General features: G+C 39.9%; 11 protein-coding genes. 4 read left to right on the top strand and 7 right to left on the bottom strand.

All coding sequences use genetic code 11. The features are described 5' to 3' along the window. The 4 genes from rlmB to H5232_RS09150 all read right to left on the bottom strand — a co-directional run. Window positions 1–715: 23S rRNA (guanosine(2251)-2'-O)-methyltransferase RlmB (rlmB, locus tag H5232_RS09165; RefSeq protein WP_182830804.1), on the bottom strand; the 715-nt coding region annotated here is incomplete at its 3' end. Then, window positions 712–3,207, bottom strand: coding sequence for a ribonuclease R (gene rnr / locus H5232_RS09160; protein WP_182718063.1), 2,496 nt, complete (start codon window positions 3,205–3,207; stop codon window positions 712–714). The genes rnr and rlmB, both read right to left, overlap by 4 nt. 120 nt (window positions 3,208–3,327) lie before the next feature. Beyond that, a complete protein-coding gene (locus H5232_RS09155; protein ID WP_182718062.1) occupies window positions 3,328–3,942 on the bottom strand; it encodes a DNA-binding response regulator in 615 nt (204 codons plus the stop codon). Continuing rightward, complete coding sequence (locus tag H5232_RS09150; protein WP_182794614.1) at window positions 3,942–5,042, bottom strand: sensor histidine kinase; 1,101 nt, start codon at window positions 5,040–5,042, stop codon at window positions 3,942–3,944. The genes H5232_RS09155 and H5232_RS09150 overlap by 1 nt, the downstream gene beginning before the upstream one ends. A 310-nt stretch (window positions 5,043–5,352) precedes the next feature. Between H5232_RS09150 and H5232_RS09145 the strand changes: the two genes are divergently transcribed. The 4 genes from H5232_RS09145 to queG all read left to right on the top strand — a co-directional run bounded on the left by H5232_RS09145 (window position 5,353) and on the right by queG (window position 9,431). Further along, window positions 5,353–6,219: a DMT family transporter gene (locus H5232_RS09145; protein ID WP_149980630.1), complete on the top strand. Its 867-nt coding sequence runs from the start codon at window positions 5,353–5,355 to the stop codon at window positions 6,217–6,219. After that, the gene (locus tag H5232_RS09140) at window positions 6,216–6,914 is read left to right on the top strand and encodes a glycerophosphodiester phosphodiesterase family protein (RefSeq protein WP_145236954.1); all 699 of its coding nucleotides are present in this window, start codon (window positions 6,216–6,218) and stop codon (window positions 6,912–6,914) included. The genes H5232_RS09145 and H5232_RS09140 overlap by 4 nt, the downstream gene beginning before the upstream one ends. Before the next feature lie 95 nt (window positions 6,915–7,009). After that, on the top strand, window positions 7,010–8,227 hold the full coding sequence (locus H5232_RS09135) for a methyl-accepting chemotaxis protein (protein ID WP_149980629.1): 1,218 nt from the start codon (window positions 7,010–7,012) through the stop codon (window positions 8,225–8,227). Between the two features lie 70 nt (window positions 8,228–8,297). Further along, window positions 8,298–9,431 (top strand): tRNA epoxyqueuosine(34) reductase QueG, encoded by a 1,134-nt coding sequence (gene queG / locus H5232_RS09130; RefSeq protein ID WP_182718059.1) that lies wholly within the window; start codon window positions 8,298–8,300, stop codon window positions 9,429–9,431. A gap of 25 nt (window positions 9,432–9,456) precedes the next feature. Here the strand turns inward: queG and H5232_RS09125 are convergent, their stop codons facing one another. The 3 genes from H5232_RS09125 to H5232_RS09115 form a co-directional block, all read right to left on the bottom strand. Beyond that, complete coding sequence (locus tag H5232_RS09125) at window positions 9,457–10,587, bottom strand: PleD family two-component system response regulator (RefSeq protein WP_145236944.1); 1,131 nt, start codon at window positions 10,585–10,587, stop codon at window positions 9,457–9,459. Between the two features lie 65 nt (window positions 10,588–10,652). Further along, the gene (locus H5232_RS09120) at window positions 10,653–12,647 is read right to left on the bottom strand and encodes an ATP-binding protein (RefSeq protein ID WP_182784520.1); all 1,995 of its coding nucleotides are present in this window, start codon (window positions 12,645–12,647) and stop codon (window positions 10,653–10,655) included. Between the two features lie 75 nt (window positions 12,648–12,722). Next, a complete protein-coding gene (locus tag H5232_RS09115; RefSeq protein WP_149980625.1) occupies window positions 12,723–13,211 on the bottom strand; it encodes a GNAT family N-acetyltransferase in 489 nt (162 codons plus the stop codon). Between the last annotated feature and the right edge of the window lie 72 nt (window positions 13,212–13,283).

Here is a 13,283-nt window from a genome sequence, read left to right as displayed (position 1 = left end):
CTTCAAACAAACAAATACCTGTGGCAACCGATACATTTAAACTTGATACAGTACCTGCCATTGGGATTTTAACTAACACATCACAATGTTCGCGCGTTAAGCGGCGCATACCTTCGCCTTCAGCGCCCATAACAATCGCCATAGGCCCGGTCAGATTGGCATCAAATACATGAACATCGGTTTCGCCAGCAGTACCAACAACCCAAACACCGGCATCTTTAATTTCACGTAAAGTACGGGCAAGATTGGTGACTTGGATCAGCGGTACTGTCTCAGCTGCACCACAGGCAACTTTACGTGCTGTGCCATTTAGTTTTGCTGATTTATCTTTTGGCACAATAATGGCGTGAACACCGGCAGCGTCAGCACTACGTAAGCAAGCACCTAAATTATGCGGATCTGTTATGCCATCGAGAACCAGTAAAAATGGCGTTTCTTCACGCGCAATGATTGCATCCAAATCTTTTTCATTGAAAGTCGGCGCCGCTATAACGTTTGCAATAATACCTTGATGCTGCTCACCCTTTGATTTGTTATCAAGGGCTTTGCGCTGCATAAACTGCACTGATATACCAAATTTACGCGCTTCTTCAATAATTGGAGATAAGCGTTTATCATCACGTCCTTTTAGGGCATAAATTTCAATAAAACGCTCAGGCTCACTTGCGAAAATTGCTTCAACAGAGTGAAAGCCAAAAATTAATTCATTACTCACGTATCACTTGCTCCTGAACTCTTACTTTTACGGGCATTTTTGCCGGGTCTTTTCGGCTTTTTCACGGCCTTTCTCTTTGGTTTTTTTGCAGTAGTTGTAGTGCCAGCATCCGCTGATTTTCCTGCAGGCTTCTTTTTGCCTCTACTGGCACTGTTTTTTTTTGGCTTTGGTTTTCCCTGATCAGAACGACCGCTAAGTTCACCTGACTCTTTCGCGTCAGCTTTTTTACCTGGTATTTTGCCACGTTTTAGCTGCGAACGAACACTTGCCGGCTGATGCCCTTTTGCATCAGCACGACGACGGGCGTATCTATCTTGTGCAACATCGCCACTGAGCGTTAAATTGATGCGACGCTCATCTAAGCTTACCGATGCAACCTGAACCGTGACTTTATCGCCTAAACGATGAACTTTACGAGAATGCTCACCAATCAAGCAATGTTTAGCGCCATCATATTGAAAATACTCATCGCCTAAATTAGTGACATGGATAAGGCCATCAATTTGTAAATCAGCTAAGCGAATAAACAAACCAAAGTTAGTAACCGATGAGATCACTCCTTCAAATTCGTCGCCCACATGATCTTGCATGTATTCACATTTCAGCCAATCAGCTACTTCACGGGTTGCATCATCTGCACGACGCTCCGTATTCGAACACTGCTCGCCCAATTGCGCGACTTCTTCGTCACTATAAACATACGCACCCGACGTAACCATACCTTGGGCTTTCAAAATGCCTTTAATCGCACGATGTACGACTAAATCTGGGTAACGACGAATTGGCGAGGTGAAATGTGCATATTCACCTAATGACAAACCAAAGTGACCGATGTTTTCAGCTTGATATACTGCCTGCTTCATCGAACGCAGTAGCATAGTTTGGATAAGTTCAGCATCAGGGCGGTCGCCAAGCTTGGCTAACACATGGGTAATTTCTTTTGGTGTTGGCTCATCACTGAGTGTTGATTCAATACCCAACTCTGATAAAAACTGTCTAAAGTTAGCCAGTTTTTCTCCATCTGGTTCAGCATGAACACGATAAAGCGCGCTGGCTTCGTGTTTTTCAAGCATTTTAGCCGCAGACACATTGGCTAAAATCATACATTCTTCAATCAGCTTGTGGGCGTCATTACGCAGCACCGGCACTATTGATTCAATCTTACGCTGAGCGTTAAATACAAAGCGTGTTTCAAGGGTTTCAAACTCAATCGCTCCGCGCTCTTGGCGGGCGGCTTTTAATGCCATATACATTTGCTGTAAATCAGTTAAATGTGGCACGACCGGTGCGTATTCAGTACGTAACTTCTCATCACCTTGTAAGATAGCGTTTACTTTGGTGTAGGTTAAGCGCGCATGCGAATTCATCACCGCTTCGTAAAAGCGATAGCCTGATAATTTACCTTCAGCCGATACCAGCATTTCTGCGACCATACATAAACGGTCAACTTTTGGATTTAATGAACACAAGCCATTGGACAATACTTTTGGCAGCATAGGAATAACTTGTTCAGGGAAATACACTGAGTTACCACGTTCGATTGCCTCGGCATTAAGTGGGGTATTCATTGCGACATAATGGGATACATCAGCAATCGCTACCCATAACCGCCAACCACCCGATTCAACAGGCTCACAATACACCGCATCATCAAAATCGCGAGCATCTTCACCATCAATCGTAACCAATGGTAAATCACGTAAATCGACTCGATTTTGCTTGTCACCTTCTTCGACAAACTCACCTAAGTGTTCAACCTGCTTTTCAACCGCTTCTGGCCATACATGCGGGATATCGTGATTACGCAGTGCCACTTCAATTTCCATACCAGGGGCTAAATGCTCACCCAGTACATCAATGATTTTCCCTACCGCATTCATATTACGATTAGGGTTTTGGGTAATTTGCACTTGTACCATTTGGTTGTGACGTGCGCCGTTTTCACTGCCCGGCAAAATAATAATATCTTGGGTGATACGTGGATCTTCCGCCACCACCACTGCTATGCCGTGCTCAACAAAATAGCGACCTACAATTGGTGCTCGCTCGCCAGTCAGCACTTTAATAATACGCGCATCGCACTTGCCGCCGGAGCCTCGTTTGGTGCCTTTAGCCAGTACTATGTCGCCATGCAGCACCGAACTCATTTGATGCTTGGCAATAAACCAGTCTTTACTTTCGCCTTCGACTTCTAAAAAGCCAAACCCGTCACGGTGACCGATTACTTTGCCTTTAACAAGCCCAGCTTCATCAATTAAGGCGTAGCATTTAAATTTATTAAAGAACAGTTGACCATCACGCTCCATGGCACGTAAACGACGCTTAAAAGCAATTTGACGCTCATCATCGTTTACCGCTAACTCCTCACATAATTGATGAAAATTAGCAGGCTTGGCACGGTCTTTTATATGAGTAAGTATAAACTCACGACTTGGGACAGGGTTTTCGTACTTTTCTTGTTCTCGACTGAGATTAGGATCTTGGTTTGACATTCACTATCTTGTTAATTGGTTATGATGTTATTTTAACCCATAACCGATCAATGAGACAGGCAAAAGCTATGAAACTTTTAAGAAAGCGCTTTTACTTGCTTTAAACAGCTTATTATGGCGTTATAACCAACCTTTTTGTTTGGCTATACGCGCTGCATCTACTCGGTTTATGGCATTTAATTTAGCAATAGCGTCTGATAAGTAATTACGTACCGTGCCCTCGCTTAAGTATAACCTTGCGGCAATATCGGCTGTTTTCAACCCTTCACTTGCGAGTTGTAATGCTTTTCGTTCTTTATCTGTCAGCGGATCAGTATCATCTAATGCGTTAATAGCAAGCTCAGGATCAATAACCTTTTGCCCGTGCATTACTTTTTTAAGCGCGCTAATTAATTCATCGCTCGGGGCTTCTTTTAAAATAAAGCCCTTAACGCCAGCACTTAAAGAACGCCTAATATAACCCGCTCGCGAAAAGGTGGTCATAATAACTATTTTTATAGCAGGGTATTTTGATGCAATTTGCTCACTGAGTTCGATGCCGTTCATGCTAGGCATTTCGATATCGGTTAAAATAATATCAGGAAGAGAGTTACTGTCTAGCATGTTTATGGCTGTTAATGCATCTTGCCCATTACTTGCTTGACCAATTACCTCAATATTAAAATCTAGACTTAATAATGCTGCGATTGCGTCGCGCACAAGCCCCTGATCTTCTACTAAATACACCTTGATCATTAGAACCCCTTCGCTGTTAAAGGCAGCATTACATTTAAACTAAAGTTATCCTCACAGGTAAATGTAGCCTTACCATCTAGCTGCTCTGCTCGTTCTTTAATGCCATTTAAGCCATTTCCAGGTTTTATTGAGCTACATGGTGCATGATCAATCACATTGATTATTAACTGCTGCTGATTTTGCGTTATGCTAACGATGCATTTCTTGGTGCTGCTATGGCGTAGTAAGTTAGTAACAGCTTCCTTAATAATAAGACTTGCGATACCTTCTACTTTTGCAGGTAACACATTTAACTTGACGTTAAAATCCGCCTCAAAACCTTGTTCGGTTAGCCTTTGTTTCAATTGGGAAATTTGACTCGCAAGATTGAGCTGTTTTAAATCACTGACAGCACTTCTCACATCACTCAATAGCTGCCTTGCAAGCTCTGCAACTTGGGCAATTTCAGTATTTGCTTGTGTGTAACGCTCACCTTGATTTAATTTATTAGCAAGCTCTGCTTTTAAAGCAATTGATGAAAGAGAATGACCTAAAATATCATGTAAATCGCGAGCAATACGCTCGCGTTCAGCAATTGCTGCTAATTGCTCTAATTGCGTGGCGTTTTCTTGCTCGCGGATTTTATATTGCTGCTCTCTTTTTGCAGCTATACCGTAGCTAAATAAGGCCGCACATAAAATTAAAGATATAGCGAGAAAGTATTCTACTTTTGCAATATCGCCAATATATGCACTTAATAGAACAGTTAAAATGACCACTAACGCTGAAAAAATTCGTTGCAGTTTACTATATGCATAACCGACAATATAGGCAACGAAACCAAATAATGTCGGTGTGCCTGAGGTATAAAAAGTAGCACTAAAACAAACTAACAACATAGCAATAACTAACTTAGTAGTATCGGTATCTTGGCAATTTATTGCTTTTACATAGAGCATAATAAAAGCAATATATAAAGCTAAGGACATAAAAATGTTGTTTGCGGTTAAATTTGCAAAGTTAATCATAATTGGCAACAAATAAAAGCCAGTAAAAATTAAATGTCCATACTTCCAAAACCCTTTATCGATTTGCTCAGCAACCGTGTCAAGTGAACTCATACTAATACCCCAAGTGTATCGTTTTATTTATAATTATGTTTTTACTAAATAACACAAAAACACATAACAGCATAAAGTAACCGGCGTAAGTAATACTAAAACTATATATTTCAAAAAAATCGCTGATATATAAACTGATTAAAATTAAAGCATTCATAATTACCTCCAGTTGAATGTGATAACTATGCCAGCCGCTAAAAAAAATAAGAGTGTAAAATGTCATCAACTTTGCTGACATTTGTCATGTTTTAAAAATTTCACCTTATTATGAGCAGTGATAAGATAGTAAAAAATAGCAGAGCGAATTTACATGCAACCCCAACAACAAAGTTTAATTTATTTACATATTGCGGTATTACTTTTTGGTGGCACAGCACTATTTGCCAAATTAATAAATCTCAACGCATTAGATATCACAGTGTACCGCGCAGCCATCGCGGGTCTGGCTATTATGATATTGCTGTTATGGCAAAAAAAAGCAATTAAACTCAGCGGTGCTAAAGATTACTTAATTGCTTTGTTGTTAGGGGCTGCTGTAGGTATACATTGGGTCACCTACTTTGCTGGTATGCAAATGGCTGGGATTGCGGTTGGCATGATTGCATTTTTTACTTACCCTGTGATCACCGTATTTATTGAACCATTCTTTAATGGTAGTAAGCCCAAAGTAAACGATTTGCTCAGCGCAAGTGTAGTAATAACAGGGATCTATTTACTGACACCAAATGCAGATATGGGTAATGATGTCACCTTAGGCGTGGTAACCGGTGTTATTTCAGCATTTTTTTTCGCGTTTAGAAATATTGTTCATAAGCGATACTTTAGCCACTACGGTGGGCCACAAACTATGTTTTATCAAACATTAGTGGCTAGCTTGTTATTATGTGCTTTTATTGAAGTACCAGTGATTAATATATCGAACCAAGATCTAGGGTTATTGCTCGTCGCTGGCGTAATTTTTACTGCAACTCCGCACTCTTTATTTGCGGCAAGTTTACAGTATTTATCAGCATCAACAGCGGGACTTATTTCTTGTTTACAGCCTTTATATGGCACATTTTTAGCTTTTTTGCTGTTGCATGAACAACCTTCACTACAGACCCTGCTTGGCGGTGCTTTAGTGATTAGTGCAGCATTTTACGAAACATGGTCAGTTACTCGGAAACACACATTATGATAAAAGTTTTTGCTCATCGGGGCGCCAGTGGCACTTATCCAGAAAATACCCAGAGTGCGATAACCGCAGCAGTCGAAATTGAAGTCGATGGTATTGAAGTCGATGTACAAAGCTGTTTGGATGATTACATGATCATCCATGATACTTGGCTAGATCGCACCACCAGCGGCCGCGGCAAAATAAATAAACTTACCCGAGAGCAAATTCAATGTTTTGATGCCGGCAATGGCGAATTTGTCCCAACCCTACAGCAAACTATTGATTGGACAGCCAATAAAGTGCTCTTAAACCTTGAGTTAAAACACACTTTCTCGTTGGATAAATTTGTTGAGCTGATTGAGTTAAATATCGTTAATAACAAACTATCTCAGGATATGCTGTTAGTCTCTTCATTTGATCATCATCAATTAATGTGGCTTAAACAGAAACTACCTTGGCTAAAAATTGGCGCGTTAACGGGCTCCATTCCTATCAACTATGCCGAATTTGCCCAGCGCTTACAGGCGTTTAGTATTCATGTTGATAAAAACTTTATTAACCATGAGTTTGTCGCGGATGCCAAACAACGCGGCTTACAAGTTTATGCGTACACGGTTGATAAACAAGAAGATATTGAGTTAATGCTGAGTTTTGGTGTCGACGGAATTTTTACTAATTATCCATGCAACACGAAAATGATTTTAAACTCACTGTAGTTATCAAAAATAGCTGCCGTTCATCCTATATTCTTGAATTAAAGTGAATTTGAACGATACTGAGTAAAACAATACAACAGCCGAGCGGGCAATTGATGAGTGGGTATATGCGTATTTATAATTTTATAGAACAAAGCTTCTTTTTTACTTTAACCCGAAAGATTGTTGGCAACCTTAGCTTTGTATTTATTTTCCAAGCTATTACTTTGATTTGGTTATATAAAAGTCTAACTACGCAAGACGCAGACACTAGCCTATTTTGGTTACTCACGGTGATTATTATTGCCGGCTTTGCCTTTACACTCTTTTACATGCGCTTTCTGATCGTGCGCCCAGTTACGGCAATGCGCGATACATTAATAAAAATTAACCGCCAAGATGCAAACTTAGCAGCTAAACTCCCCCACTTTACCTATGATGAATTTCGTGAGATCAGCCAACAGTACAATACCTTTACTGATCATCTAAGCCAATTGCTCGCTACCACTTACCAAAGTTCGCAGGCCAGCGCACAAAGTAATAATCAAGTGACTGAGTCAATGCAACATACGGCGCAGCTAAGCGAACAACAAATTGATTTTAGCCAAACAATAACCGCAGCCAGTAATCAAATAACTGATAGTCTGCAAAGTATCGTTACCAATACCGATGATGTTCATCAAGTAAACGCAGAGCATTTAAACTTTGTTACACACTCTGCACAAGAACTCACAAAACTAGTCACTCAAGTTAAATCGATTAGTCATGTATTGAGCAGTTTTTCAGAAACGATTTCTGGCTTAAAACAAAACAGCGAGAATATTCGTAGCATCCTGAAAATGGTTGAAGAGTTTTCAGATCAAACTAATTTGTTGGCGCTCAATGCTGCAATAGAAGCCGCTCGTGCGGGTGAAGCAGGTCGTGGTTTTGCGGTTGTAGCAGATGAAGTAAGAACTTTATCGGTTAAAGTAAGTGATGCAACTCGCCAGATCAGCGATTTCATCAACCAAATGGATTCTTTAGTAAATCAAACAAATAAAGAATCTGAGCAACTTGTCAGTTATTCACATAATGCAGAAACAACCATTAGTAATACATCCCATGGATTTACCGATCGGCTTGTTGAATTTGAACACAATCAACAACAATTACAGCAAATTGTAAGCGCTGTGCACTTACTCGAACAGACACAAAATCAAACTCATCAATCAGTTGAACAAATCGTTGCGTTAGGCAGCCAAGCAAAAGCACAAATTGATGTAGCGCTAGGTGATTGTCAATTATCACAACAACTAAGTGAGCAAACTCTGCAGCAGTTAAAGCGTTTTGTCTAAGCGCAAGCGTTTTAACTGTGCTGTAAATATGTTAAATTGCGTCGTTATTTTTTCTTAATGATGTACCCATGTGAGTAGCTCAATATCCGATCACACGCAGTTAGCCCTTGATATAAAACAGTGGGGTAAAGAACTTGGCTTTGCTGAAGTTGGCATCACTGACATTGATTTAAGTAAACACGAAGCACAATTACAGCGCTGGCTTGATTTAGGCTATCACGGCGATATGGAATATATGGCCGCTCATGGTATGAAACGCGCTCGCCCTGCGGAGCTAGTCCCAGGTACTGTGCGGGTTATATCTGTAAAAATGAATTACCTGCCCCCTGATGCAAGCTTTGCTAAAACCCTCAAAAATACCGATAAAGCGTATATTAGTCGTTATGCGTTAGGGCGTGATTATCATAAACTGATGCGTAATCGATTAAAAAAATTAGGTCAAAAAATTGAGCTGCAAATCGCTCAATTAGGTTATCGGCCATTTGTTGATTCAGCACCAGTATTAGAACGTCAACTTGCTGAAAAAGCAGGTTTAGGCTGGCGTGGAAAACACAGCTTGCTAATCAATAAAGAAGCCGGTTCTTGGTTCTTTTTGGGTGAGTTATTTGTTGATATCCCTTTACCAATTGATAAGCCCAATGAGTTTGAGGGATGTGGAAAGTGCGTTGCCTGCATTACTTTATGCCCTACCGGCGCAATTGTAGAGCCTTACGTGGTGGATGCACGCAAGTGTATTTCTTATCTTACTATTGAGCTGCAAGGACCAATCCCTGAGCAATATCGCTCACTATTAGGTAATCGCGTTTACGGCTGTGATGATTGCCAATTAGTTTGCCCATGGAACCGCTACGGGCAAATTACCGATGAAGCCGACTTTCACCCACGAACACAACTAAAAGATAAAGATTTACTTGATTTATTTAGTTGGGATGAAGCCACCTTTTTAAAAAATACCGAAGGCAGTCCGATCCGTCGAATTGGTCATCAGCGCTGGCTACGAAATATTGCTGTAGGTTTAGGTAATGCGCAATTTAGCCAATCGATCGTTGACGCACTCAGTGCCAGCTATGATCAATCAACCGAGTTGGTAAAAGAACATATAGAGTGGGCGCTTAAGCAACAACACTCAAAACAAGATAAGTTGCTAAGAAAAACCGCCCGTTTGATACGTATCGTAGAAAAGGGCTTACCAAGAGATGCGTAGCTTCACACCCCTTGATTATTTACTGTTACTTTTTCAATAAGATAGACAGGTCTTGCTCAATTTCATGAAAAGCTGCTTTCACCCCCTGTACAGACTCTTCACGGGCAACTGATTTTTGAATTGCTTGATCTACCTTCTGATAAATAAACACTTCTTGATCTTCGTCTAGCCCCATTGATGGGATCCGCTCTTCTAACTCTTCTTGTAAACGCTTGAACACCGCTTCATTACTCTGACGGTTTTCATTTAACAGCTCAATTAAGCCATGAAACTTGCTATTAACCATAGTAATTGCATCATTTAGCTTTGTTTGCTGCGACTGTAAAGCTTCACGGGTCATGATTGCGCGTAGCTGTTGCTCCGTGACACTGACAATAAAGCACACATGATCTCGGATCCGGCCATGCTTATCAGGATCGTGATCTGGCATATTTAAAATCAATAAACTAATTAATTCATAATTAACTAAGATACGATGGGAAAATTCATGTAGCCGCCCCTTATTTTTGAGCATATCAAACAATTCAATTACAATCGGCGAACACGTTCCATTTAGGGCAAAGTGGTCAGGAGCATCAATATTAGCTCTAAACTCAACATTACTTTGTAAATCAAACGATCTTAAACAATGAACTAAGGCTTCACCCAGCGCTTTAGTATTGTTAATCATACCAATGCTCTCAATATAATTAACTATTTGCCCCATTTCACTACTGTTAGCCATGGCATTAAATGCAGTGGATGTGGCTTCTTCAACTTGCTGTTCTAACGATTCTTTTTCAATCAGTACTTGGTTAAGAATTTTCAGTTTCGATTTAAGTTCGTCCTGTCCAAATGGCTTAACAATATAATCTTCTGCACCGACTGCATACCCTTCCATCCGCTCTTCGACAGTGCCTCTGGCTGATACGAACATCACGATAATATTTGCAGTTCTGGGATTGGCCTTTAGTTTTCTACATACTTCATAACCATTCATTTGTGGCATACTCACGTCGAGTAAGATTACTTGCGGCGCAAACTCTTCCACTGTGCTGAGGCACTCAGGACCACTGCTAACCATCTTTAATTCAAAATCAAGATCCAACAATATCTCTTCTATAATTTCTAAATTAAAAGGCTCGTCATCAACAGCTAATATTCTCGTTAAAGGCATAATTATCATCCATTTCATAATTCATATTAATAGTTTAGTCATAAAAAAAACTCTTACCAGTCAAGCTAAGTAATTTCTTCTTGAGTAGCAGAAATTTTTATTTCTAATGGCAGAGCTATACGAATCGTCGTGCCTCCTGAGCTGTTGTTATGAGCAGAAATAACACCTTTATGTAATGATACAAATTCACGACACAGAGCTAAGCCAAGCCCCGTTCCGCCAGCACCATTATTGGTTTTACTACTTTGTACAAATTTTGAGAACACATGTTCAAGCTCATCATCGGGGATCCCTATACCACTATCAATCACTTCAATAATTGCCTGCTCTTGCTGCTTAATTAAAACGACTTCAATACAGCTATGCGGATCACTAAACTTCAACGCATTGCCGAGGATATTGCGTAATAATTGATTTACTTGCTCTTCATCACAGTCAATTATAAGAGGCGGTTTTTGTGGTAAGTACTTCACTTCAATATCTTTTTCCATAGCAGTACCTGACACATCATCAATACTGGTTTTAATAATATTATTAAGATTGTGTGGGTGAGGATTAAAAGGGAATTTACCAACATCGAGTTTAGATAAGTCGAGTAAATTATTAAGTAATGAGAGCAGCCGCTCGCCACTACACTCAATACGAGATAAATATTTCTGTAGCTTTTCAACTGAAATATCATCTCTGCCGAGTTTATCTAAACCAAAGCGGGCAAAACTTAATATTGAATGCATTGGAGTGCGTAATTCATGGGACATGTTAGCAAGAAACTCTGATTTACTGTGATTTGCTGCCTCAGCGATATTTTTAGCGTCTTCAAGCTGTGATGTTCGGGCACGTACTTGCTCTTCAAGCATATCTTTTGCTTCGAGTAATAGCTCCTCTTTGAGCTTAAGGTGAGTAACGTTTTTAAAAATAACCGCAAGTGCAATATCACCATGATGATCTATCTCATTGAATGAACCAACTAATGGAATGGCATCTTCGCCTTCCATTGGCAGATACACGTCACAACTAAATTGACGATTTTTATTTAACGTCGCTATTTTTTCTTTGATTTGCTCAACAGACGTTGCATCCAATAAAGTAAATACTGAGCTGCTTTTCAGTGCTTTTGCCGATAACCGAAATAGTTTAGAGCAAGCATCGTTTGCTTCAATCACTTCACCATTGCGCTCAAATAACATAATCGCATCAGGTGTGTGCTTATAAATGACACGTAACAAGCTATCTTTTTCAATAAGTGCATCAACGGTATCTTGTAGGCGTTCAACTAATTCAGTGTTATGACGTTTTAATAACTCCGTTTGCCAAAGTTTATGCACCGATTGCAGTAACATATTTTCATTAATTGGTTTAACTAGTACGTCTTCCACCCCTTGGCGAATAGCTTCAATCATCGACACTTGATTTGGTTTTGAGGTAAATAGTAAACAACGACATTGCGGATATAATACTTTGAGGGCGGCAAATACTTCTAAACCAGATCCATCAGGCAAGCTAAAATCGCTCAATAGCAGATCAATTTCATGTCCTTGTGTTTGGCTAATCGCAGAGCTAATGCTATTAGCTGTAATCGTTTTAATATGAGCACCTAATAGACTATTTGCTATTTTTTCAAGCCGCTGCGGAATATGGTCAACCAACAATACCGTTGGTAATACTAAAACACTATCGGAGCCAAGCTCTAACACACTCTCTAATAAGGTGCTGATCTCTTTATTCGCGAAGAAGGGATAAATCACCAGAGCATTTGGCGCCAGTCGATTAAGCTCACTAAATAAAGATAGTTGTTCGCTGTTTTCAACTTTAGGTGCAAGCAGTAAAAAGCGCTCTTGACTGACCTGTGTTACTAAAAAACTTGCGGTAGCCACTGGAACACCATGTGCAATAGTCACTAAATCATAAGAACTAAACGCAGTACATTCCTGTAGCATTGAAAAGTGGATCAATTCAACTTCACAGCCAATCAATTCAAGCAATACTTTTATCCGCATCGCTAAAATACTATTGCTATCAACGATCAATATTTTCCGCACAGCTTTGACTCCGCTTTTCATCAACTTAACATGATAAAAGCGTAGTCTAAGTTTTCTGCATTAACACCATCTAAAGGATTATTTTTAGTCGTATATCTACCCTAAATGCTTACCTAAGATAGTTAAGCTGTAGTGATTGTCGTCCATAATAGCCACATTAGGTAACTTTCCCCATTGTTGATAACCAAAGCGCTCGAACAATTTAATACTCGGTATATTATGACTAAATATAAATGCTAGTAGCACTTTAATATTTAATGGCTTAGCTTGCTCTTGGGCAAAAGTAAGTAAGCGTTTGCCAAGCCCTTGGCCTTGTGCAAATGCGGTAATATAGATACTGATTTCTACCGTTCCATCATAGGCTGGACGACCATAAAAAGATTTATAACTAAGCCAAGCTATCACCTTCGAGTCTTGCTCATAAACGTAAATAGGCCGCTGCTCGGTATGGCTATTAAACCAACTTTGCTTGTCTGCTATGCTTACTTGTTCAGTGTCGGCTGTAACCATTCTACTTGCTATTGTTTCATTATAAATTGCAACTATGGCGGCTAAATCATTACTATTTGCTAATCGTATTGTCATTTTGTTTTTAGCGGTTGTTGATCACTTCATTGCATAGTAACGTATGAGTTAAAGTCACACTACTGCAAAATA

Origin of the sequence: Pseudoalteromonas sp. SG41-5 (assembly GCF_014164495.1) — a bacterium.
GTDB lineage: Bacteria > Pseudomonadota > Gammaproteobacteria > Enterobacterales > Alteromonadaceae > Pseudoalteromonas > Pseudoalteromonas rhizosphaerae.
The sequence above is the reverse complement of the archived record's forward strand: the minus strand, read 5'-3'. Positions and strand labels throughout refer to the sequence as shown.

Excerpts from the sequence above, each read along its gene's own strand:
- rnr (WP_182718063.1), bottom strand. The coding sequence starts at position 3,207 with ATGTCAAACCAAGATCCTAATCTCAGTCGAGAACAAGAAAAGTACGAA.
- H5232_RS09155 (WP_182718062.1), bottom strand. The coding sequence starts at position 3,942 with ATGATCAAGGTGTATTTAGTAGAAGATCAGGGGCTTGTGCGCGACGCA.
- H5232_RS09150 (WP_182794614.1), bottom strand. The coding sequence starts at position 5,042 with ATGAGTTCACTTGACACGGTTGCTGAGCAAATCGATAAAGGGTTTTGG.
- H5232_RS09145 (WP_149980630.1), top strand. The coding sequence starts at position 5,353 with ATGCAACCCCAACAACAAAGTTTAATTTATTTACATATTGCGGTATTA.
- H5232_RS09140 (WP_145236954.1), top strand. The coding sequence starts at position 6,216 with ATGATAAAAGTTTTTGCTCATCGGGGCGCCAGTGGCACTTATCCAGAA.
- H5232_RS09135 (WP_149980629.1), top strand. The coding sequence starts at position 7,010 with ATGAGTGGGTATATGCGTATTTATAATTTTATAGAACAAAGCTTCTTT.
- H5232_RS09125 (WP_145236944.1), bottom strand. The coding sequence starts at position 10,587 with ATGCCTTTAACGAGAATATTAGCTGTTGATGACGAGCCTTTTAATTTA.
- H5232_RS09120 (WP_182784520.1), bottom strand. The coding sequence starts at position 12,647 with ATGAAAAGCGGAGTCAAAGCTGTGCGGAAAATATTGATCGTTGATAGC.
- H5232_RS09115 (WP_149980625.1), bottom strand. The coding sequence starts at position 13,211 with ATGACAATACGATTAGCAAATAGTAATGATTTAGCCGCCATAGTTGCA.